This is a genomic window from Arthrobacter sp. TmtSoilC51 (genome assembly GCF_055388015.1).
Window position 1 is genome coordinate 562,015 of sequence record NZ_AP035877.1, and the last position, 22,951, is coordinate 584,965.

The 22,951-nt window shown below is 63.0% G+C and carries 19 protein-coding genes and 2 pseudogenes; 15 read left to right on the forward strand and 6 right to left on the reverse strand.

The genetic code is table 11. The annotated features are described in order from the left end of the window. Positions 1–7: 7 nt before the first annotated feature. Both ACZ5G6_RS02755 and ACZ5G6_RS02760 read left to right on the forward strand, forming a co-directional pair. Entirely contained in the window at positions 8–1,012 is a 1,005-nt protein-coding gene (locus ACZ5G6_RS02755) for a sugar phosphate isomerase/epimerase family protein (RefSeq protein ID WP_498689227.1), read from the forward strand. A gap of 111 nt (positions 1,013–1,123) precedes the next feature. Beyond that, a pseudogene (locus tag ACZ5G6_RS02760) lies at positions 1,124–1,198 on the forward strand (hypothetical protein); the annotation flags it as partial. 103 nt (positions 1,199–1,301) lie between these two features. On the opposite strand, the gene ACZ5G6_RS02765 reads toward ACZ5G6_RS02760, so the two are convergent. Beyond that, positions 1,302–2,324 carry an apurinic/apyrimidinic endonuclease family protein gene (locus tag ACZ5G6_RS02765; RefSeq protein ID WP_498689228.1) on the reverse strand — a complete coding sequence of 341 codons (1,023 nt, stop codon included), beginning with the start codon at positions 2,322–2,324 and terminating at the stop codon, positions 1,302–1,304. Positions 2,325–2,390: 66 nt separating this feature from the next. Between ACZ5G6_RS02765 and ACZ5G6_RS02770 the strand changes: the two genes are divergently transcribed. Next, the gene (locus ACZ5G6_RS02770; RefSeq protein ID WP_498689229.1) at positions 2,391–2,819 is read left to right on the forward strand and encodes a hypothetical protein; all 429 of its coding nucleotides are present in this window, start codon (positions 2,391–2,393) and stop codon (positions 2,817–2,819) included. Here ACZ5G6_RS02770 and ACZ5G6_RS02775 read toward each other — a convergent pair. The 4 genes and pseudogenes from ACZ5G6_RS02775 to ACZ5G6_RS02790 all read right to left on the reverse strand — a co-directional run bounded on the left by ACZ5G6_RS02775 (position 2,816) and on the right by ACZ5G6_RS02790 (position 8,239). Further along, entirely contained in the window at positions 2,816–2,962 is a 147-nt protein-coding gene (locus tag ACZ5G6_RS02775; RefSeq protein WP_498689231.1) for a hypothetical protein, read from the reverse strand. The two genes, ACZ5G6_RS02770 and ACZ5G6_RS02775, sit on opposite strands and share 4 nt — an antisense overlap. 149 nt (positions 2,963–3,111) lie before the next feature. Further along, positions 3,112–5,985 (reverse strand): annotated as a pseudogene (locus tag ACZ5G6_RS02780) (Tn3 family transposase). Positions 5,986–6,026: 41 nt separating this feature from the next. Next, a complete protein-coding gene (locus ACZ5G6_RS02785; protein WP_498689232.1) occupies positions 6,027–6,626 on the reverse strand; it encodes a recombinase family protein in 600 nt (199 codons plus the stop codon). Between the two features lie 317 nt (positions 6,627–6,943). Beyond that, the gene (locus ACZ5G6_RS02790; RefSeq protein ID WP_498689234.1) at positions 6,944–8,239 is read right to left on the reverse strand and encodes an MFS transporter; all 1,296 of its coding nucleotides are present in this window, start codon (positions 8,237–8,239) and stop codon (positions 6,944–6,946) included. 263 nt (positions 8,240–8,502) lie between these two features. On the opposite strand from ACZ5G6_RS02790, the gene ACZ5G6_RS02795 reads away from it, so the two are divergent. From ACZ5G6_RS02795 to ACZ5G6_RS02805, 3 genes are all read left to right on the forward strand, one after another. Next, positions 8,503–9,753 (forward strand): metal-dependent hydrolase family protein, encoded by a 1,251-nt coding sequence (locus ACZ5G6_RS02795; protein WP_498689236.1) that lies wholly within the window; start codon positions 8,503–8,505, stop codon positions 9,751–9,753. A 40-nt stretch (positions 9,754–9,793) separates the two neighbouring features. Next, positions 9,794–10,516: a FadR/GntR family transcriptional regulator gene (locus tag ACZ5G6_RS02800; protein ID WP_498689238.1), complete on the forward strand. Its 723-nt coding sequence runs from the start codon at positions 9,794–9,796 to the stop codon at positions 10,514–10,516. Between the two features lie 100 nt (positions 10,517–10,616). Continuing rightward, a complete protein-coding gene (locus ACZ5G6_RS02805; RefSeq protein WP_498689239.1) occupies positions 10,617–11,594 on the forward strand; it encodes an IS481 family transposase in 978 nt (325 codons plus the stop codon). 69 nt (positions 11,595–11,663) lie between these two features. Here the strand turns inward: ACZ5G6_RS02805 and ACZ5G6_RS02810 are convergent, their stop codons facing one another. Further along, on the reverse strand, positions 11,664–12,668 hold the full coding sequence (locus tag ACZ5G6_RS02810) for an Lrp/AsnC family transcriptional regulator (RefSeq protein WP_498689241.1): 1,005 nt from the start codon (positions 12,666–12,668) through the stop codon (positions 11,664–11,666). 131 nt (positions 12,669–12,799) lie between these two features. Here ACZ5G6_RS02810 and ACZ5G6_RS02815 point away from each other — a divergent pair, with 131 nt between their 5' ends. The 9 genes from ACZ5G6_RS02815 to ACZ5G6_RS02855 all read left to right on the forward strand — a co-directional run bounded on the left by ACZ5G6_RS02815 (position 12,800) and on the right by ACZ5G6_RS02855 (position 22,929). Further along, entirely contained in the window at positions 12,800–14,089 is a 1,290-nt protein-coding gene (locus tag ACZ5G6_RS02815) for a M20 metallopeptidase family protein (protein ID WP_498689243.1), read from the forward strand. A gap of 59 nt (positions 14,090–14,148) precedes the next feature. Beyond that, on the forward strand, positions 14,149–15,444 hold the full coding sequence (locus ACZ5G6_RS02820; RefSeq protein WP_498689244.1) for an MFS transporter: 1,296 nt from the start codon (positions 14,149–14,151) through the stop codon (positions 15,442–15,444). Positions 15,445–15,508: 64 nt separating this feature from the next. Beyond that, positions 15,509–16,507: a hypothetical protein gene (locus ACZ5G6_RS02825; protein ID WP_498689246.1), complete on the forward strand. Its 999-nt coding sequence runs from the start codon at positions 15,509–15,511 to the stop codon at positions 16,505–16,507. A gap of 241 nt (positions 16,508–16,748) precedes the next feature. Then, complete coding sequence (locus ACZ5G6_RS02830) at positions 16,749–17,534, forward strand: gamma-glutamyl-gamma-aminobutyrate hydrolase family protein (protein WP_498689248.1); 786 nt, start codon at positions 16,749–16,751, stop codon at positions 17,532–17,534. A 4-nt stretch (positions 17,535–17,538) separates the two neighbouring features. After that, a complete protein-coding gene (locus ACZ5G6_RS02835) occupies positions 17,539–18,738 on the forward strand; it encodes a pyridoxal phosphate-dependent aminotransferase (RefSeq protein WP_498689250.1) in 1,200 nt (399 codons plus the stop codon). 234 nt (positions 18,739–18,972) lie between these two features. Further along, positions 18,973–19,521, forward strand: coding sequence for a thiamine pyrophosphate-binding protein (locus tag ACZ5G6_RS02840; RefSeq protein WP_498689252.1), 549 nt, complete (start codon positions 18,973–18,975; stop codon positions 19,519–19,521). Next, a complete protein-coding gene (locus ACZ5G6_RS02845) occupies positions 19,518–20,102 on the forward strand; it encodes a thiamine pyrophosphate-dependent enzyme (protein ID WP_498689254.1) in 585 nt (194 codons plus the stop codon). Before ACZ5G6_RS02840 ends, ACZ5G6_RS02845 begins: the two co-directional genes overlap by 4 nt. A gap of 12 nt (positions 20,103–20,114) precedes the next feature. Further along, on the forward strand, positions 20,115–21,599 hold the full coding sequence (locus tag ACZ5G6_RS02850) for an NAD-dependent succinate-semialdehyde dehydrogenase (protein ID WP_498689255.1): 1,485 nt from the start codon (positions 20,115–20,117) through the stop codon (positions 21,597–21,599). Positions 21,600–21,663: 64 nt separating this feature from the next. After that, on the forward strand, positions 21,664–22,929 hold the full coding sequence (locus tag ACZ5G6_RS02855) for a Glu/Leu/Phe/Val family dehydrogenase (protein WP_498691729.1): 1,266 nt from the start codon (positions 21,664–21,666) through the stop codon (positions 22,927–22,929). Positions 22,930–22,951 lie beyond the last annotated feature (22 nt).

The following is a 22,951-nucleotide window of genomic DNA, read 5'->3' on the forward strand; positions in this document are numbered from 1 at the left end:
GAAAGACATGGCACGACCAATCACGCTGTTCACTGGGCAGTGGGCTGATTTGCCGTTTGAAGAGGTCGCCCGGCTCGCTGGAGAGTGGGGCTACGACGGGCTTGAAATCGCGTGCTGGGGCGACCACCTTGACCCGTGGCGATGGGACGATGACGCCTATGTCCAGGACAAGCTCGACATCCTGGAACGCAATGGCCTGAGGGCGTGGACCATCGCCAACCACCTCAAGGGACAAGCGGTCTGCGACGATCCCATCGACCAGCGGCACCGGGATATTCTTCCGGATGTCGTCTGGGGCGATGGTGATCCTGAAGGCGTGCGACGCCGCGCTGCCGAGGAAATGAAGAACACGGCCCGGCTGGCTGCCAAGCTTGGCGTCAAGACGGTCACCGGCTTCACGGGCTCGTCCATTTGGAAGTACGTGGCCATGTTCCCGCCAGCCAGCGAGAAGATGATCGACGCCGGATACCAAGACTTCGCGGACAGGTGGAACCCCATCCTGGACGTCTTCGACGAGGTGGGCGTGCGGTTTGCCCATGAAGTGCACCCGTCCGAAATCGCCTACGACTACTGGACCGCCCAGCGAACCCTGGAGGCGATCGGCCACCGCGAGTCCTTCGGCCTGAACTGGGACCCTAGCCACATGGTCTGGCAAGACATCGACCCTGTCGGCTTCCTGTGGGACTTCAAGGACCGGATCTACCACGTGCATTGCAAGGACACGAAGAAGCGCCTTGGCAATGGCCGTAACGGCCGGTTGTCATCCCACCTTGCGTGGGCGGATCCGCGGCGCGGTTGGGATTTCATTTCCACCGGGCACGGAGATGTTCCGTGGGAGGACGCCTTCCGGATGCTGAACGCGATCGACTACAACGGGCCCCTGTCCGTTGAGTGGGAGGACGCTGGCATGGACCGCCTGGTAGGGGCCCCGGAGGCACTGGGATTTGTTCGGAAGCTCTCCTCCTACGAACCCTCCGCAGCGGCCTTCGATGCCGCTTTCAGCACCAAGTAGGGGGACCAGCATGCGGTCGCGCAGACCCAGGTCGAAGGCAAAACCGCCGTTATCACCGGTACCGGATCTCCTTTGCCGATTGGCAATGGAATGCTTGCTCTCCGTCATCCAATGAACACAATCGCCGAGCACATACCGCTGGGGCGCATCGGCACACCTGACGAGGTGGCCCGATGCGCCCTTTTTCTTGCCTCCGATGAGGCTTCCTACGTCACGGGTGCCAACCTGATGATCGACGGCGGTTTGGTCCGCGGTGCTGCCAGGCTGACACCCGCTTGGGCTGCCGTGCCTACCGGGCGACGTTCGCGGTCGCGGCGGCTGCGCCTGCGCCCAACGCGTCTTTGGCAAGCCCCAGATGCTGGCCGGTCATGTCCGTGGGATCGTCCTGGAGCCATTCGTGACCTCCCCATTCGCTGGTGAGGGTGCCTGCAAAGCCTTCCTCGCTGAGGATGCGGCCGAGTTGCTGCAGGGGCCGGGACACCCGCCCGTCAGCATCCTCGAGGTCCCAGAATTTCAGGTGGAACGCGCCTACCAGCGGCAGGATTCCCTTGAGTTCCGAAGCGTCACTGCGTCCAAAGCGGATCACCAGGTTCATGAAGAGCGTGTGGATCGCGGGCGGCACCAAACCTGAGCGCAGTGCCGTAAGGACGGCGTCGTGGGTAACTGGGTCTTTCCAATCGGTCTCCAGCTGTGCAAGCAGGCCAGCTGCCACACCCGCCTTTGCCAGTTCCTCGAGATAGGTCACCGGGAGCGCAGGCATCAACATGCTGATGTCCACCAGGACCCGGATCCTATCGTCGTCCAGGGACGAGATGTGGTCCAGCGCAGGCAGTACCTGGGGATTCCGCGGGTGCTGCTGGCCTTGGATTTCCTCGAAGAGAACCAGATCGAGGTCGTGCAGCAGTGGTTGGACCAGTTTGAGCAGTTCCGGTCCGGTCTGTCCGATCGGGAGCCGGACTCCTGTTGCCCCCACGCGGTGGGCGGCTTTGAGCTGCGGTACCAGGAACTCCAGCCGCTGGGCGGTGGTGCGGCCTGCCGTCGTCGTCACATAGTCGTCAAGGCTGCAGCCGACGATGCTGACGCTGCCGCCCGCGTCCTCCAGGGCGGCGCGGAACGCGTCTACTTCCTGATCCTGTGGGGCAGGAAACGTCCGCCACAACAGCCCCGGTTCCAGTTCCACGACTGCGGCGATCCCTTGTTTGGCAATGCTGGTGACGATCTCGGCGCTTGTCTTTTTGGATGCGATGATTTCCGGCGTCCAGTTGAAGGCGCTGGCAGCCAACGTCCATCCCGAAGGTAAGAGGGTTTCCATGGGAAGCCTTTCCATATAAGTATCTTAATGACAAACTTATGTCAGTTTCAGACAAAGGAGTGCGTGATGTTGCAGAACGCCTTGCGTGAGGATGCCTTGAGTTCCGGCCCGGATGGGTTTGAGCTGCGGTTGGGCCTTCCGTGGATTCGCTCGATGCCGCTGTCCTGCATCGGGGGCCTTTCCGTCTCGGTGGATGGCTGGTCTTCGGCGGAAGGGGAGTTGCGGATCAAGTTGGGTCAGCGCGCCATCGCCGCGGATGCCCTGGCCGGCGAGTCCGGATGGTGGTTCATACAGGACCGCCTGGTGATCCTGTTTCCGGCCGATCGGTTCCGTGGTAGCAGTGGCAACCCGCAGAAAGTGTCCGTGGACTTCGAGTTGATGGTTCCGTACCTGCGTGGTGGGGTGGACGGGCCGCTGGTTCTGCCGTTTCACCTGGAGGCGACGTTGCGGGCCTCGCATGTGGTGCCGGCGGGAGTCTCGCGCGACGTCGCCTAAAAAGCGGATTCGACGGCGCTGCGTGGGAAGAGCGCGCGGAATGCCGGGTGGCTCATCGCTTCGACATTGTGGCCGATACCTATGGAGACGGAACGGCCGGCGCCGTATTCCATGGCCCATGCCACGGGATGCTCGTGGCCCATGCCCGGCATGCTCCGCCACTGGGCGGCCGGTCTCTTCCAGCGCAGCCTTGAGCGCCGGAGTGGTCTGGCGCGAGTCGCGGCGGATCGGTCATGCCGGTAATGATCAGCGTCTTAATGGGGCGGCTTGTGAAAAAGTGAAATATCCGACGCTAAGGTTTTGTGGATCGTCGTATTGGTCTGAACTTGCCGGGTTTGAGGTGGTTGGGGCTTGGCCTCGTGTAGTCGCCGGTGAGGTTGATGTGTTCCCATCCCAGAGGCGAGAGAAACCTCAGAAGGTCCGGGTCAGTGGTGCTAACGTCGCTCTCCAGAGATGTGATGCTGCGGTCAAGGTAGACCGTGTTCTAGAGCACGATGGCTGCCGTAAGAAGATTCAGGCCGCCTGCCCGGTAGCGCTGTTGTTCGAATGAACGGTCGCGGATTTCTCCGGGTCGGTTGAAGAACACGGCCCTGTCCAGGGTGTTACGTGCTTCGCCTTTGTTCAGCTCGGCGGTGACTTTCCGGCGGAGGTCAGGGTATTGGAGCCAGTCCAGCAGGAAGAGGGTCCGTTCAATTCTTCCCAGTTCCCGCAGCGCGAGGGCGAAACCGTTCTGGCGTGGGTAGGCGCCTAGCTTGCGCATCATGAGGGACGCTGTCACCGTGCCTGTTTTGATGGATGAGGCGAGTCGAAGGATCTCGTCCCAATGCAGGGCGATGGTTTTGGTGTTGATGTTTCCGCCGATCAGCGGATCCAACGTTGACAGTCCAGGGTCGCTGGTGGGTGTGTAGAGGCGGGTGTCACCGATATTGCGGATTCGTGGCGCGAACCGGTAGCCGAGCAGGTTCATGAGGGCGAAGAGATGATCCGTGAATCCGGCCGTGTCGGTGGAGTGCTCCTGGATCGCCAGGTCGGACTCGTGATACAGGAGCCCGTCCAGGACGTAGGTCGCATCGCGGTCACCGACGTTGATGAGTTTGCTGTGGAAGGGCGAGTACTGGTCCGAGACGTGCGTGTAGACAAGCCTTTCCGGTTCGGCGCCATATTTGGGGTTCACGTGTCCGGTGGATTCGGCTTTGCTGCCGGCCCGGAACCTTTGCCCGTCCGAGGATGAGGTTGTCCCGTCGCCCCAATGCGCGGCAAAAGGGTGCCCGTGCTGGGTATTCACGAGTTCCGCCAGGGCCGCGCCGTAGGGTTCATCGCGGATGTAGGTGGCCTGGTGACGGTCCAGTTGTGCGTAGGTGACGCCCGTGCAGGACTCGGCCATCTTGGTCAACCCCAGATTGATCCCGTCCGCCAGAATGGCGGTCAGAAGCAGCTGTTTGTCGTTGGAGGGCTGGCCGGATTTGAGACTGGTGAAGTGGCGGGTGAATCCGGTCCAGGCATCGACTTCCATCAGCAGGTCGGTGATCCGGATCCGCGGGAACATGGCGCTTGCCTGGTCGATCAAGGGCTGTGCGTGCTTTGGAACGATGGTCTCTAGGGGCGTGATTCGCACACCCTTCTCTGTGATCAGCACCCCGGAAAGTTCATCGCGTGAGGCTAAGCCATTGACTTGTTGTAGTCGTTCTTGGAGCAAAGCAAGCCTGTTGTCGAGATAGCCGGTGCTGCCGTCGGTGGTGATCAGGGGCAAGGTTCCGGCGTTCTTCATCCCCGTGTAGTGGGCACTTGCGAGAAGGTAGTCATCGGGGTTACCGGAACTGGCGTGATCCGGTGACCCACATGTCCCCGGATCGAAGCGCGTTCTTGAGCTCTGTGAGGGCGCAGAATTCGTAGAAGCCCCGGTCCAGACCCTCGTTGGTGAAGATCAGTGACTTCCACCGGGCCTTATGAAGGACGTGGGTGCAGTTTCCGGGATCTTCCTGACGCCGGCGGTGTTCAGTTCACGGATGACGTTGATGGCGGCGAGCAGGTCCTGCGCGGCGGGGGCAGCGTGGAGGTCAAGGACGGTAAGGAACGCCGGGGTGTACCTGCGCAGGGTGCCGATTGGGCGCTGACAAGCGCAAGGTGGTCCTCTAAGGCCGGCCGGGATAGTTCTTTGGCCTGGGCGATGCTTTCGGCCAGGGATTCCCAGCCGATGGCTGATTCGATTGCGACGAAGGGGTCCTCACCGGTTTCCTTGGCTTCGAGAAGGGTGTCGCCCAGTTTCGAGTGAAGGCGCATCATGGCTGCGACGGTGGTGCGGGATGCCAGGGTGTGCTGGTTTTGTTTATTCTGTGCGGTCCGGATGATCCGGTCGTGGAGCTCGATGATTTCATCGGTGACCGTTGCCATGGATTCTACGGCCATCGCGAACAAGGTCGCGTGCCGGAGTGCGGGTTCGAACTTGGACAGATCGGCGGCGGTCATGGATGCCCCTTAGCGGGCAAGTTTGAGCAACCTGTTCCGGTGTACCAGCCGGGCCGCTGGCCAGGGAAGCCCGAGCCCGCGCCAGGTCGCGAGCAGGTCGATGTGATCGTTCATCGCCCGTGCGTTGGGGCGCACCGGCGCCTGCCGCAGCCAGCCGATCTCGGTCGATGAACTGTCGGGGCGGCGAAGAAGCAACCCGTCCAGGCGTTCCCGGTGCTCTGTCGTGAGGTGGTCTCCCAGCGTGGAGTAGATTCTCCGGTTTGCCCGGGTCAGGGCCTGCGCACAGGCCCTCTCAAGAATCCCGACCCCGGGCAAGACATGAACGATGAGGCGCGGAAGTCAGTGATTCCGAACCCTGACATGCCCAGGTAGGTGCGGATCTCTCGCGCGCATGTTCCTGGCGCTTTTCTTCCCGCGTTCCGTACTCGCCCCAGGCTTCAGCCGAAACGGCAAGATGCGATGCCATCCATGAAATCATCTCGACCGGTGGCGTCGCAGCGTCGGTCAGCACCATTCCGGGGTATCGCAGAAGGCAGAGCTGAACTGCGAAACCCAGCTTGTTGGCTTCCCCGCGCCGCTGCCGGACCAATGACATGTCGGCGTCACTGAGCGTGTAGCAGGCCACCAGTTCCTCCGGGTCGGTGGGTATTGCCAGGATCCGGTTACGCTCGGCAGCGGTGAGCAAAGTACGTAGAGCCACCTGAGAGATCCCTAACTGTTATGCCGCTCCGCCGGATGCGGTCATCGGGTGTTCATGGGTTTCGAGAGATGCCGATAGATGGTCGGCCGGGTGACACCGAATTCACGGGCGATTTCCTCGACGGTATGCGCACGCTTCCCGTCAAAGCCCTTCTCTTCATACATTTCCCGGGCCAGCCTGACCTGGCGGGGACCAAGCTTTGGTTTCTGACCGCCGGTCCGCCCCCGTGCACGTGCCGCGGCCAGCCCGTCACGGGTTCGTTCGGACATCAGGGCGTGCTCGAATTCAGCGATCGAGCCAAGGATCTGGAAGAACATCCGCCCGATGGAGGTGGATGTGTCGATGCCTTGGTCAAGGACCACCAGATCCACGCCCCGCCCCCGCAGGGTGTTGGAGAGCTCGATGAGGTTTTCCAGCGACCGTCCGAGCCGGTCGAGCTTCGTAACGACGATCTGGTCGCCGGCTCGGTTCGCGGAGAGCAGGGCTTTGTCGAGTTCGGGTCTGCGGGCCAGTTTTCCTGAGGCGGTGTCGATGAAGATCTGCACACAGCCAGCCGCGGCCAGTGCATCATGCTGGGCCTCGGGATGCTGTTCCTGGGTAGAGACCCGGGCGTATCCGATTCGTATGCCTAAACGTATCATCAACGGGGCAAGACGTTACGTAGCCGGGTACACGACAAGCGTTACAAAGGGTCGGCCGTGATTCCGCGGATCCGCAAAGTACGCGGAGAGTGTCTCGTGAACGCTCGTTATCGGACACTCGAAAGTCCCAGCAGACGTCTTGGTCTCGGCGGTGCAATCGAGCCGTCTGCCGGCGCCGGGCGGGTATGGGGCGCTTGAAAGGACAGCGAGTTCCGTACCAGAGGGCTCAAACAGGCGGCATGACTCGTAGCCAAGCCGGTCACGCGACGGCGGCTGCATACTCCCCCGGGGGTACGCAGCCGCCCTTGCTTGTGAGGTCAGCGCGGCAGTGGCTTGAAGGCGGTCTCCTTCATCGTGGCGTAGAAGATGATTGATATGGCCATGAGGCCCGTGATGTACCAGGGGAAGGCAGACCCTAGGTTCCATGCGGCGAGCTGGGTCCCGACGAGCGGGGTGGTTCCGCCGATGATGCCAACAGTGAGTGCGTAGGGGAAGCCCAGCCCGGATGCTCGGAACTTCTTCGGGAATAGCTCGGCGAAGGCTGGCACTACCGCGACGGCGATGAGTCCAAGGACAGTGAATGCTAGTGACTGAAGGATGAACAGAGTGATGGCTTGGTCGTTGAGGATAGACAGTGCGGGGATCGTCCCGACAGTCAGGATGATTCCGGCGGTGAGCATGAGCGGTTTGCGTCCGAAGCGGTCGGCGAGTGAGCCAATGCCGGCAGCGGCGATACCAGCGACGGTTACCGCGATTGCCAGCGAGAGGAGACCGTATTTTGCATCCAGGCCCTTGTAGGTGGCGGCGTAGGCGGGCATGTAGCTGCCCCACGCGTAGGTCATTGCAGTCCAGCCGATGGTGAGGCCGATGACCTTGATTGTCGACTTGGGGTTTTGTCGGATTGAGTCAAACATGCTTGTGGGTTCCTGCTTGACAGCCTCGGTGTCGGCTGTCTCTTTCATGCCTCGGCGGATCCAGATGCCGGCGAAGGACAGGGACGCTGCAATAAGGAAGACGGCACGCCAACCCCATGCCGTCATGTCTGCAACAGGTAGCACCCACGTTGCCAAGGCAACGAGGAGTGTGACGATGATTTGGCCGGCACATGCCACGGAGTAGAGGATGCCGGAGGTGAAGCCGCGGCGTCCTTCTGGGGCGATTTCCATCGCGAACGCCGAGACGGCGCCGAATTCTCCGCCGAAGCATGCGCCCTGGATGACCCGGGCAAGCAGGAGGATGAGCGGTGCAACAATCCCGACCTGCGCATACGTGGGAGCCACGGCGATGATCAGGGCTCCGATTCCCATGCCGTAGACCGTGAGCGTCAGCGCGAAGCGACGGCCCAGCCGGTCTGCGATTTTGCCGATAATGAGGCCGGAGAGAGGGCGCACCAGGAATCCGATGGCCATAATGCCAAAAGTGCCGATGAGGGCAGTGGCCGATGTGGCGTCTGCTGGGAAGAACTGCTTGGAGAAGTAGATCGCGAGGAAGATGTACGCGTTCCAGTCGAAGTACTCGATGAGGTTGCCGACGGCGGCGGCGGCAAACTGGCGGCGGGGGATTTTGCTGCGGACATTTCCAGGGACTGTTGTGGCTGGCTGGGTCTGGCTCATGTGGGTTCCTAAGGGAGAGCTGGTTCTATTTTATGCCGAGGGAAGATACCGGTGGATAGGGGTGGGGTGGATCCGATTTCCCCTGTCGTCGTTGTTTCGGGGAAACCATTTAATGGTTTGTGGTGCGTACCTAATACCTTTAAAGTGTTAGACTATGACACAGCACACACCGGGTGTATGTCAAGAGTCACAGTCGGCAGAATCAGAGATGTCCCCAGTTTCATGTCGGCTCCATAGGGGACCCACAGGAAAAGAGGCACGGCGTGGGCATCATCTACGCGGCAGGGTCAGTCATCACGGCTGCAGACCACGACGGATCAAATCTTGAGGCGCACCGCAACTGGGGTGTCCTTGTCGAAGGCGAGCGAATTTCGGCGGTTGGCCCCGTTGATTCCCTGGATGACGGCTCCCACAGAGTCATTGCCTTCAGCCCTGGTTCGACCATCCTGCCGGGACTGATCGACACCCATGTCCATCTTGCGCTGGACGGCGGCCCCGACCCCGTGGGTTCCCTCCGCGCGAGGGATGACCGGCAGACACTCGCGGCCATGCTCAGGAGTGCAAGGGAACTCTTGAGTGCGGGCGTGACCACGGCCCGGGACCTCGGCGCCCCGGGGCTCCTCGACCAGGCCGTCAAGCAGGCCATCAACTCCGGAATGGCCCGGGGACCTCGGCTGCAGACCGTCACCGCACCTCTGACCGTGACCGGGGGACACTGCTGGTTCTTCGGCGGCGAGTGCGAGACGCCGGACGAGGTGCGGCGGCGCGTGCGCCAGGCCCGGCGCGACGGCGCCGAGGCGATAAAGGTGATGTCCACGGGAGGCGACCTGACCCCGGGGACCATGCCATCCCAGCCGCAGTTCACGACCGAGGAGCTCGCGGCTATCGTCACTGAGGCCCACCGCTACGGCCTCCGCGTGACCGCTCATGCGCACGGCACGGAGGGGATCCGTCGCGCAATTGAGGCCGGCGTCGACAGCCTGGAACACTTCAGCTTCGTCCAGCCGGACGGAGCACGGAAGGAAGCTCCCGAGGTCGTCGAGCTCGCCGCCGCCGCCGGGGTCTACGTGTGCATGACCCTCAACAGCGCGTGGTGGACCGTTCTCGACGGTGCGGAATTCATGGCCTTCGACACCACCCGATCGCTTATAGACCGCGGCATCCGGCTGGTTGCAGGAACCGACGCCGGGATCGGCCACGCGTCCCACGTTGAGTACGTCTCGGGCCTTGAGGGCATGGCGGCCTTCGGTATGACCCATGACGAAGTGCTCCTTGCCGCGACCTCAATCGCTGCTGATTCCCTCGGGCTCGGGCACGAGACCGGTACCCTGGCCGCGGGCAAGTCCGCGGACCTGATTGTGATCGAGGGCGATCCCCGCCTGGACCTGGGAGCTCTACGCAGCATCAAAAAGGTCGTCGCGCGCGGCGTCGAGTACACACCAGAGTTCACTTCGGCCGAAAGGTGGAATGACCGAGTCGTCGCCCCGAACTACAACCCCGCCGTCAGTCCGTGAAGCCGGCCTAGGAAAGCATTCTGGAACTACCATGGGATCCATGTCCAGTGAAGTCGGCTCAATGTCCGTTCCCCAAGGCGTGGCCGAGCATATCAAGGGTCTCGTGCGTCGCGGCGAACTCAGCCCCGGCGACCGACTGCCCCCGGAGCGGGAGCTTGCGGAATCCCTCGGCGTGGCCCGCGTAAGCCTTCGCGAGGCCCTCAAGCAGCTCCAGGACGCGGGCTACCTCACCGTCAGGCGAGGGAAGCACGGCGGGACGTTCGTCACCGCACTCAGCCAGCCACTCGCCGAGTGGCGGCGGGAGATGATCGATCAGGCCGGAGAACTGGACGACCTGACCACGATGCGCGTGGCCGTTGAAACGCACGGTGCCCTCCTGGCCGCCATGCAGCGGACCCAGGAAGACCTCGAAGCTATGGAGAACGCCATTCGAGTCCAGGCCGAGGCAAAGAACCGTGCCGAATTCAGATCCGCTGACGCGCTGTTCCATGACGCGGTCGCGAGGGCCGCGGGCAGCTTGCGCCTCGAGGCAGCCATCCGGAACGCCCGGAGCGAGTTCTTCAGCCCGGCGGACATTTTGCCGCATGGGGAGCCGGTCGAGGAAGACCAGCGGCAGCACCGGGCCATTTATGAGGCCATCAGGGACGGCGATTCCCAGAGGGCCAGCACGGCCATGCGCGATCACATCGAGAATACCCGCGCCGAAATCCGCCGCATCCTCGACGACGACGGCCTGCCCACAGCTTCGGCCACCGAGGTGTAGTTCCCACGGACGTTGTGAACAGCGTGGCGTGATGTAAAGGACGAGGGCCTCCGGTATCGATTTGGGTTACCACACTCATCTCGATGCCCAGGAGGCTCTCGTGTCCTACGTTACCCATGCCAACGCCGACCTCACACCCAAGGCAAGAGGGAAACTCGCCCGCCTGGTCCTCGAGGAAGGCTGGCCACTGCGCCGGGCCGCGGAACGCTTCCAATGCTCACCGGCGACCGCGAAGAAGTGGACGGAACGGTATCGCGCCTGCGGTGATGCCGCAATGGCGGACGCATCCTCGCGCCCGCGCCGGAGCCCTAACCGCACCTGTGTCCGGACCGAGCGGCGGATCGTAGCACTGCGTTTCAGCCGCCGGTGGGGACCCCATCGCATCGCGGCGCGCCTGCACCTGGCCCGCTCCACCGTCGGCAAGGTCCTGACCCGGTACCGGATGCCCCGGCTGGCCTGCCTCGACCAAGGCACCGGCCTGCCGGTTCGCAAACCCGCACCACAACGCTACGAGCACGAGAACCCCGGGGACCTGATCCACGTGGACATCAAGAAGCTCGGGCGCATCCCCGACGGCGGTGGACACCGCGCCCTCGGACGGGCGAAGGGTCGACGCAACCGCAGGGCGGGAACCGGTTACGCCTACCTGTACCACGCGGTCGATGACCACTCCCGTTTGGCGTACTCCGAAATCCTCAATGACGAGACAAAAGAGACCGCATCCGCCTTCGGGCTGCGAGCCGTCGCATTCTTCGCCGCGCACGGAATTACCGTCAAAGCCGTGCTGACCGACAACGGATCGGGCTACCGCTCCCGGGCCTTCGCCGCGGCCCTGGGCCCGCACATCAAACACCGACGCTCCCGGCCCTACCGGCCACAGACCAACGGCAAGATCGAAGGCTTCAACCGCACCCTCGCCACCGAATGGGCCTACGCCCGCCCCTACGTTTCAGAAGCCGAGCGCGCTGCCACCTACCCGGACTGGCTATACCACTACAATCAGCACAGAACCCATACCGGCATCGGAGGCAAAACCCCCATCAGCCGCGTTCACAACCTCCCTGGGAACTACACCTAGGGCATCTCCCGGGGCCAGTCCACACCTAGTTCTTCCATTGCGGGCAGGACTAGGGTTTGCCCCGGCAGGTCAGGCGGGCAGGAATGGAAGGATGACGTCACCTGTGGACCTCCCCTCGGCGTCCAGAAGCCACCCCACCCGCTTGGGGAAGTTAAGGGCGACAGTACTCTCCACCAGTTGAATGCTCGGAATCCGTTGCGTGATGAGGAGTTCAAAGGACAGGATCTCCGCGACGGATTTCAGCCACATCACGAAGGTGAGGTTTGTTGTGCCTGTGGTGGAGGCGCAAAGCCTGAGGTTGGGGAAGGTCATAAGCGCCTCGGCGGCGCTCAGATGCTCTCCGGCCGGCACGTTCGCGAACCACTGGCAGCAGACGGGATAGCCGGAGTAATGCTGCGCCACTTCACAGCGGAAGGACAGCAAGTTACTTGTGAGAATGCGGTTCAGCCGGCGGCTGGCGGTGGTGGGGTGAACCCCGGTTTGTTTGGCAATGTCGACAGCTGTGGCCCTTCCGTCGCGGGCCAGGATCTGCACTGTTTTCCAGTAGTCTGCAGGCCAAGAAGCTGGAGCTTCCGATGTGGACGACGGCCTCAGGCCTTCCAGATCGGCTCGCTGCCGTCTGTTGAGAACGTTTAGCTGCCACGACTGGGCTTCAGCATGAAGTCGTGTGCACAGGGAAATTTGGTACTTGGTCAAGCCAGCGATGTCAGCGAGCCGGGGGGCGACAGTCTTCCCCAAGTCTGCCAGCGAAGGGGTTTGGACGGTCAGGATAAGGTCACGGTTTCGGGACGACTCCGTCACCGAGACTACTTCCGGGATGGCGCACACTGCCGCAGTGACGGCCGCACGTCGGTCAAGCGCACATTCAACGTCGAAGAAGGAAAGCGACATTTCCATTCTCCTGCTGATCGGACTGGCCGTTACCCACGCCAGGCCGGCCTGATGAAGGCGATCCCACCGCGCGGCAAGGGTTGCGGGATGGGACGCCAGGATCTCCGCTGCGTCGGACCAGCTCACCCGCGGAGCTATTTGCAGCGCATGGATTAGGGTGAGGTCCTCTTCGGAGACCTGCATAGATTCCTTCCCTCCGCATTTAAATGATTGGATTCATGCTTCGAACGCATTTTTCCCCATCTTTGAGTCGCAGTACGCATGCAGGATGCACACTTGGGGACAACTATTGAGATTCTACGCAGGAGGACTTTGTGTCGGTAGTTATTGACGCTCATGATTTGGAAGCTGAACTTATTCGATTCCGACATGAGCTGCATCAAGAGCCCGAAATTGGGCTCCACCTGCCCCGCACTCAGGAAAAGGTCATCCGGGCTTTGGATGGCCTTCCGCTGGAGATAACGCTCGGAAGGAGCATCACCTCAGTCGGGGCCGTACTCCGGGGCACCGCCCATGGTTCCGCTGACACAGACCGTCCCGTTGTTCTGCTGCGGGCCGACATGGATGCCCTACCTGTGCAGGAGCGCACAGGGGTGGATTTCACCTCCCGGATTGACGGGACCATGCATGCCTGCGGCCATGACCTGCACACAGCCATGCTTGTGGGTGCTGCGCGGTTGCTGGCCGAACGTCAGCATCGCTTGGCAGGGGACGTGGTCTTCATGTTTCAGCCCGGGGAAGAAGCATGCAACGGCGCTGGCATCATGATTGACGAAGGAATACTGGACCTCGCAGGCAAGCGAGCGGATGCCGCATATGGCCTGCACGTATTTTCCGGTCTGACAGAACACGGTCGATTCCTGACGAAGCCGGGTATCATCATGTCCGCGTCGGATCAGCTTATTGGCACGGTTCAAGGAGCAGGCGGCCACGGCTCAACGCCTCATAAGGCGAAAGATCCCGTCGCAGCCGTCACGGAAATGGTTACCGCCCTCCAGGTCATGGTCACCCGCCAGTTTGATGCGTTCGACCCCGTGGTGGTGAGCGTGGGTGTCCTCCGGGCAGGAACTGCGGTGAGTATTATCCCGGACACAGCCTACTTCGAGGCTACTGTCAGAACTTTCTCGGACGCCTCGCGGGACCGGATACAACAAGCGATACCCCGTCTGCTGTCAGGCATCGCCGCCGCTCACGGCCTGGACGTTGACGTCGAGTACCGGGCCCGCTATCCCGCAACGATCAACGACACGGATGAGAACCTCAACGCCGAGCGAATCATCACCGAACTCTTCGGGCCTGAACGGGGCGTTCGACTATCGCATTCCATGAGTGCCTCCGAGGACTTCTCCCGGGTACTTGAGGCAGTTCCGGGCGCCTTCATCGGCCTCGGCGCATCGCCGGCGGGCGTCGACTTCGCCGCTGCAGCATTCAACCATTCGCCTTTCGCCATCTTCGATGATGGGGTTCTCTCAGACGGTGCCGCATTGTACACGGAGCTAGCTTCCACCCGCCTTGCCCAACTCACCCCAGCCGACCGACATCGGACCCCGCAAAGCAAACAATCCCCAGACCTACATCCTCTTGAGATCCGGACTCCGGCGTAGACGTTCATCACCGTGGGCTGAATTAGCCCGAGCGGCGAAGCAGCACAGGGCGAACAGGAATGAAGGAAAACCCAATGGCAACAAACACAATCGTCAGAAGAAACGGAACCGGCAGCGCCTTTCGGCAGATTGCAGCCGCAGGGGTCGGCAACGCCGTGGAATGGTATGACTGGTATATCTACGGCTTCTTGGCCATAAATTTCTCCGGACAGATTTTCAATTCATCCGATCCGGCAACATCCTTGCTCGAAGCCTTCGCCGTGTTCGCCGTCGGCTTCTTGCTCCGGCCGATCGGGGGACTGATCCTGGGGAATGTGGCAGATAAAATTGGTCGCAAGAGCACCCTTTCACTGACCATTCTGACCATGGGTCTGGGCAGTCTGATCGTTGGGCTAACACCTACGTATGACGCCGTGGGCATCTGGTCGCCGGTCATATTGGTAATCGGCCGGCTCATCTCCGGGCTTTCAGTAGGCGGCGAGTACGCTGCGAACACAGTATTCCTCGTTGAATCAGCACCGGCAAACCACCGGGGATTCTTCTCCTCCTTCCAATACGTCTCCTCCACATTCGGCAAACTGATTGCCTCCGCGGTTGCTGCGGCGCTTGTACTCAACCTGGACAAAGCGGACATGAGCTCGTGGGGCTGGCGTATCGCGTTCATCTTGGGTGCGGTGCTGAGCCTGGTCGGGGTATGGGTCCGCCGCGGCGCCGAGGAAACGTTCGTCGAAGCGGACAAGGCCAAGCGTGCCCGACTCTTTGAGGCGCTAATAAAGTACCCCAAGCAATCACTGCTGGTCGTTGGCATCACTATCGCCGGCACCATTACTTATTACACCTGGACAACCTACCTGCCCACCTACGCGGTGGCCAACGGCTCCCTAAGCCAGGGCGACCTGTTGATAATGTCGACGATCTCGCTGGTGTTCCTCATGGTGATTCAACCGGCCGTCGGGATGCTTTCGGACAAGATCGGGCGCAAACCGCTGCTGATCGGCTTCGCAACGATCTTCATCGTCGGCATCGTGCCGGGGCTGCATCTCGTCTCGAAGTCAGGCTTCTGGCTTGCTTTGGGTGTCATGATGCTGGGCATGCTGGTGCTCAGCGGTTTCACGGCAATCTCTGCCGCGATCAATGCCGAAATGATTCCAACCCACGTCCGGGCCGCTGGCATCGGTTTTCCTTACTCGCTGACCGTGGCAATATTTGGTGGCACCGCACCGCTCCTGGGGACAATGTTTTCGCAATGGGGCAACTCCGAGTTGTTCGGCTGGTACGTGGCGCTGCTGGTGTCCATCTCGCTGGTGTTTTACATCTTCCTGCCGGAGACGGCACGCAAACCCCTGCCGGAATAGCCAAGCCACCCGCCGGACCGGCGCGCACGAACGTCTTGCCGGCCAATACCAGAAGGAAAGGAGCATGCCATTGTCTGCGCCCTCGTTGCAGCTGCCGATCGTTCTCTCAGGGTTTGGTCCTGTGGGTCAACGGTTCTTCCAGAAGATCCAACGACATCACCATCGCGATGTGTATGTCGCGGGTGTCCGAGGTCACGAGACCGAGACCAGGCTAGCCCCGGCTGCCAGACTGCCCGCACGCACCCACTGGAAACCGCTCACTCCTATCGAAGATTTCCTCAAACAAACTGGTGCTTCAATACTTGTGCAAGCCCTCCCATCCTCCAGCGAAGCCAGTCAGCGCGCAGTTCACGAGGCAATATCCGCCCTACACAATGGTGTGCACCTCGTGACAGCGACGAAAAGTCACCTCCTTACTCACTGGCGAGAATTAGAGGTAGCAGCGCGGATTGGAAAGAGTCAAATCCGGATCTCGGGGGCCACCGGTGCTGCTCTACCCTTGGCGGATCTGGCTCGCATCGGTGTTCATGGGCTCGGCTGTCAATCGATACGCGCCTGTCCGAACGGAACATCAACTTTCATATTGGACCGAATCGCGGGTGGGGAGAGCCTTGAGGAGGCTACCCGGGAAGCCCAACGACTCCAAATTGCAGAAGCCGATATGAGCGCCGATCTCACCGGTTCCGACGCAGCCACAAAGTCACGGCTGATCGCCGGACTGCTGTGGGGGTGGGACGTTTCCAAGATCGATGTCGAAACCGATACGATCGACGAGGCTACTGCACAGCTCGCGACAGCGTCCGCGCGTTCAGGCTATAGGCTCCGCGCCGTTGCGACCGCGTCGGTAGACATTCCGATGAAGGTCTCGGTGCGGTTGGAACCGGTCGCGCCCAGCGATCCTCTCTTTCATATCTTCGGTCCCGAAAAGGCCATGACCTTCCACTGTCCTGATGCAGGTGACATTACTGTACGCGGAGGACGTTCCAGCCCCACTGGTGCTGGGCTGGCGATGGTCAAAGACACGGTCAATCTGCTTAGCGCTGACGCGCCCGGCTTCCGCTGACAACATATCCAACCGAATCGTGGTTCAGTCGCCGACCAACGGTAGCCGGTGGAACCCGGCGATGTGCACCTGGAGCCCCGGCCCGATCTGCTGAGTTTCCCCCTTGACAGGAGCGGGTGAGCAGAGTCACCATTGAATCAATGGTATGAGGTGCATACCTAATACCTATTTGCTTCGTGTGGGGAGGATTATTACGCCTCCGCGCCTCCGCACCTGTCCCACTGCCCAGGAGTCCACTGTCGTGACCGACCAGCCTTCTCCGAGAATCGGCATTCCAGCCCTTCTCTCTTCTGCCGCATGCGGCGCCTCAGATTCCCGCATGGAAGCAGCGCAAGTAGTCTTCGATGCGGTCGTGGGCCTCATCTGTGAAGCCGGCGCCGAGCCGGTAGTGATTGGCTTGGACGACACGGGAGGTGTCGAGGAATCCCTCAGTATGTGCGAGGGGTTTGTCCTTCCCGGCGGCGGCGACGTGGACCCGTTCCTGTACGGCGGCCCGGCCGATGAGCCGACCCTGTTCGGCGTAAACCCCGCGCAGGACCGCCTCGACTTGGCTGTGCTCCGCTACGGGCTCGACAACGGCTTGCCGGTCCTGGGGATCTGCCGTGGCATGCAGCTCATTAACGTCGCGTTTGGCGGCACTCTGTACGTCGACCTTGTTCCCAGCGCGCTCAAACACTCAATTAAGGCCGAGGGACGGAGCGTGGACTTCTCCATCCACGAGGTCAGCCTGGTGCCGGGTTCGCGAGCGTCGGCCGCGTTCGGTGGCGCGACCGGGATTCCGGTCGCCTCCTGGCACCACCAAGCGGTCGAAACTTTGGGTGCCGGTCTACGCATTTCCGCTCGCGCGGACGATGGCCTCGTCGAGGCCATCGAAACGGACGATGCTGCATGGGTCCTTGGAATCCAGTGGCACCCCGAAGCCACCGTCCCCGTCACAGAGCTCCGAGTGCAAGTCTTCTCGGCCTTGGCCGCCGAGGCCGGACGACTCATCGCCCGCACATCCGCACTCGAGCCTCAGAAAGCATAAAACCATGACCACGATCATCAACCTCGCCCGTCCGGCGGACCGTCTTTCCGAAGTCCGCCCCTCGGCCATCCGTGAGATCTTCGACCGTGCCGTGCAGATCGAGAAGGCTGGCCACGCGGTCATCCACTTCGAGATCGGCAGGCCAGACTTCGACACCCCGGAAGTGATCAAAGACGCGACGGCAAAAGCCCTCGCCGACGGCCTGGTCCATTACGGACCCAACGCGGGCCTGCCCGTCCTTCGTGCCGCAATCTCCGAGTACCTGCAGCGCAGCCAAGGTCTCGAATACAGCGCCGAGGACGAAGTCCTGGTCACCATCGGGGCCAACGAGGCCGTCCTCCTCTCGATTCTGGCGTTCTGCGGTCCCGGCGACGAGGTAGTCATCCCCGTGCCGGCCTGGCCTGCCTACGAAGCCTGCGCCCGCCTCGCCGGCGCTGCGCCCGTTCTGCTTCCGCTGACCCTGGACACCGAATACAAAGTGGACCCGGCTGCGCTGCGGGGCGCGATCACCGAGAGGACCCGGATGGTGGTGCTGTGCACCCCGCACAACCCCACCGGTGCGGTCCTTGACCAAGCCCTCCTCGAAGAGATCGCCGACATCGTCCGCGGAACGAATGCGATCATCCTTTCAGACGAGATCTACGGCGAACTTGTCTACGGCGGCACCCGGCACCTCTCCCCGGCCGCGGTAGCTGACCTCAAGGAACGGACCCTGATCATTGGCGGCTTCGCCAAGTCCTGGGCCATGGACGGCTGGCGCCTCGGCTGGCTCGGTGGCCCCCGGGACCTGGTACGGCCCGCACTGCGCGTCCGCCAGTTCACCACCACGTGCCCGCCCACGTTTCCCCAGATCGGTGGCGCCGCTGCATTGAACAGCGCCGACGGTGAACGGGAAGAGATGCGCCAGGAATTTGAGCGCCGCCGGGCTGCTGCACTGGAAATCCTCTCCCAACAGAACGTTTTCAGCTACGCCGCCCCGAATGGTGCCTTCTACCTTTACCTGTCCTTCCCCGAAGCGCTCGGCACGGCGCATGAGCTGGCCTTGAAGATTCTCGAGGAGAAGCACGTCGCCGTCGTACCGGGTACAGCGTTCGATATCGACGGCGGCAGCCAGTCTCTCAGGATCTCCTACGCCTGTGGCATCGACGATCTAAAAGAAGGCTTGCGACGCATCATGGCCGCAGTCTCCAGCCAGGAACGATGATGCGCAAACGCACTCAGCCCGTGCCTGCAACCGAAACGACGCTGGAACGCTCTGTTGCCGTCCACACTCGAGATCGGGTTGATATTGAAATCCCGTTGAAACCTGTCACCGCTGAAGTACACCCCGACGTGCCGTGCGGGACGACCCGCGAAAAAAGCGCCTGGCCAAATCCGGTTTGGTGAAATCATCCACTCGGCATCCGAATCCCACCATGCACAAACGAAGGAACCCCTCATGACAACCGTGACTCAAGACCGCCATACCGAAGTGGTGGACGCGATCGTCGGGCTCGCCCCCGCCGGCATCGCCTACGTGCCGAGCGCAAGCATCGCCCCGATCATCAACGGCCTCGTTGCCGCATCCGAAGAAGGGCGCGTACCGCTTGTCTATCCTGTCTCCCGGGAAGAGGAAGCCATCGGCGTCGTCGGCGCCTACCCGTTCGCGGACAAGTTCGGCGTCATCGTGATGCAGGACAACGGCTTCGGCAACGCCCTGACCGCCCTGACAACCTTCGCAGTCTCTTACCACCTGCCCCTGCTCATCGTGGCCAACACCCGCGGCGGGCTCGGCGAGTACAACTCGATGATCCACTCGATCTCGGCGCCCGTGCCGGAGCTGCTGCGCGTCACGAACATCCCGGTGTTCCACGTCGACCGCCGCAACCCGCCCGAGGACTGGGGCGCGACCATCAAGGAGGCCGGCAACCACGCCCGCATGACGTTCCGACCCGTCGTGGTCCTCATGGAATTCTTCGACCCCAAAGACGCAAAGGCAAAGGCATGAAACGCATCAAAGCACTCGAGGTCCTCGTCGAGTCCACGCCCGATATCCCTGTCGTGGCAACGTGTGCCGCGACCAGCCGCGAGCTGGCCTCGGTGGCCGACCGCGACAGCCACCTCTACCTCCTGGACGCGATGGGCCTGGCCATCTCAGTCGGCACGGGCCTGGCTCAGGCCATCGAGGGCACCCCGGTGTCCCGCGCCGTGGTCGTCGAAGGCGATGGATCGCTCCTGATGAACCCGGGCGCAGCCATTACCGCCGGATTTCTGGCACAGAAGAACCTCGTGGTCCTCCTGCTGGACAACGGCGTGTACGCGTCCACAGCGAGCATCCCGACCCAGGCGGTCACGATCGACCTCGGCCGCTTCGCCGAGTCGGTCGACCTGAAGGTCCTGCGCGCACAGAACACCGAGGAGCTGGCTCTGGCCCTCAAACAGGCCCACGCCGAAGACGGGCCGTGGTTCATCCACGCCCGCACCGAACCCGGCAATGAGCCCGGCACACCCCTCCTGCTCATCGACCCCGTGGTCCACGGGGACCGCTTCCGCCGCTGGCTCACGGCCCGTCTGACCGACGCGTCCTAAAGGATCATCCCCATGGAAAACATGACACTCAACGCCCCACCATCGAAGCCGGCCCTGGGATTCCCGGAGGGCTCCATGCTGATCGGCGGCTCGTGGGTCCGCGCCTCGGTCGGAGGACTGCTCACCGTGTCCAACCCGGCCACCGAGGCTGCGATCGCGGAGGTCCCCAACGCGACCGTCGAGGACGGGCTCGCCGCGCTCGATGCCGCATGCACGGCCCAGGACGCCTGGGCGGCAACCCCGGCCCGTGACCGGGCCGACCTCCTCGACGCCACCTACCGGGCCATCCTCACCCGGCGTGACGAGTTCGCGGCGCTCATCACCGCCGAGATGGGCAAGACCTGGGCCGAGGCCCAGGTCGAGGTCGACTACGGCGCCGGCTTCTTCCGGTGGTTCGCGGAGTCCGCGAACCGGCTCCACCTCGAGGGACAGTTCGGCGTCGAGCCCGGCGGCCAGTACCGCCTCGCGGTCTCGAAGCGGCCGGTCGGCCCGGCACTGCTGATCACGCCGTGGAACTTCCCGCTGGCAATGGGTGCGCGGAAGATCGCACCAGCCCTCGCGGCCGGCTGCACTACGGTGCTCAAGCCCGCCGAGCTGACCCCGCTGACGAGCCTGCTCCTCGCGAAGGTGCTCGAGGAGGCCGGGTTGCCCGCCGGCGTCGTCAACGTCGTCACGACGAACGACTCCCGCGGGGTCGTGGGTGCAATTATGGCCGATCCGCGGGCCCGGAAGCTCTCCTTCACAGGCTCGACTCAGGTTGGCCGCGCACTGCTGGCCCAGGCTGCGCAGAACATAATGAACACGTCGATGGAACTCGGCGGGAATGCCCCGTTCATCGTGTTCGACGACGCGGACCTGGACCAGGCGGTCGAAGGTGCCATGGTGGCCAAGCTGCGCAACGGCGGCCAGTCCTGCATCGCCGCCAACCGCATCTACGTCCAGTCCGGCATCGCCACCGAATTCATCCGCCGCTTCACCGAGCGGATGGCCGCAACGACCATGGGCGACGGCGCGGAATCCGGCGTCGAGCTCGGTGCGCTGGTGGACGCCAAACAGGCGGCGAAGGTTGCCTCCCTCGTGGACGACGCCGTCGCCAAGGGCGCCACACTCCTCACCGGCGGGACCCGCCCGGCCGGACCCGGGTTTTTCTACCCGCCCACGGTGCTCACCGCGATCCCGGCTGACGCCGAGATCCGCGATGAGGAGATCTTCGGCCCCGTCGCCGCGGTCTACGAGTTCGCGACCGAGGAAGCGGCTATCCGCGAGGCGAACGGCACCCCGTACGGACTCGCGTCATACGTCTTCACGAAGGACCTGACCCGCGCGTTGCGGGTCGCCGACGCGATCGATGCCGGCATGACCGGGATCAACCGGGGGGTCGTCAGCAATCCCGCGGCCCCCTTTGGCGGCACCAAGGCTTCCGGCCTTGGACGCGAAGGCGGCGCTGAAGGTCTCGAGGCGTACCTCGAGACCAAATACACCGGCATCCAGCTCTAGTCCCGACCCCCGAGGAAGTCCAATGACGCACCTACTCAATCCCACTCCCGCCCCAAGCGCTGCCATGCTCGGCCGCCCCCAGGCTACGGCGGGCGGGCCTTTACACGATGCCCAAACCCAGCTCGAAGCCGCGGTGCGGCACCTCGGCTATGACGAGGGGCTGCACGCAATGCTCGCCCGGCCACGGCGCGAGATGAGCGTGGCTATCCCGTTGCGCCGGGACAACGGCACCACCGAGGTCCTGACCGGACACCGGGTCCAGCACAACTTCTCACGCGGCCCGGCCAAAGGAGGCCTAAGGTACAGCCCCGCCGTGGACCTGGACGAAGTCCGCGCCCTGGCCATGTGGATGACCTGGAAATGCGCGCTACTCGACGTCCCCTACGGCGGCGCCAAGGGCGGCATCACCATCGACCCCCGCCGTTACTCCACCGCGGAGCTCGAACGGGTCACGCGCCGCTACACGTCAGAGATCCTGCCCATCATCGGGCCCGAGCGGGACATCCCCGCCCCCGACATCGGCACCGACGAACAGACCATGGCGTGGATGATGGACACCTACTCGGTGGCCAACGGATACACCGTACCCGGGGTCGTGACGGGCAAGCCGGTCGCCCTCGGCGGCTCCCTCGGCCGAGCCTCGGCAACCTCAGCCGGCGTCGTGCACATCGCCCTCGCAGCCCTGAAGCACCGCCGACTGACGCACTCGCGGTGCACAGCCGCCGTGCAGGGCTTCGGCAAAGTTGGGGCCGGAACGGCCCTCCTCCTCGCCGAGGCCGGAGTCATGGTCATCGCCGTCTCGGACCAATACGGCGCGATACACTCCAACTCCGGAATCAACATCCCAGCGCTGAACGCCCACGTCGCAACAAACGGCTCAGTCGTGGGCTTCGGCGGGGCCGAGAAGATCGGCGGGGAGGAACTCCTCGAGCTCGACGTCGACCTCCTGGTCCCGGCCGCCGTCGAGGGCGTCCTGCACGAGGGCAACGCCGACGCAATCCGCGCCAGCATCGTCGTCGAAGGAGCCAACGGCCCCACAACCTCAGCGGCGGACACCATACTCACCGAACGCGGTGTGCTAGTGGTCCCCGACATCCTCGCCAACGCCGGCGGCGTGATCGTGTCCTACTTCGAATGGGTCCAGTCGAACCAGGCCTACTGGTGGAGCGCCGCCGAGGTTGGAGAGCGTCTCGAGCGCCGCATGCTCACGGCCTGGGACCAACTGCTCGAGGCCGCCGCGGCACGCGCGCTGACCCTGCGCGAGGCGGCGACCGTTACCGCCGTCGAACGCGTGGCCGACGCCCACAGGACCCGCGGTCTCTACCCCTGATACCCCACCGACCAGCTCACGC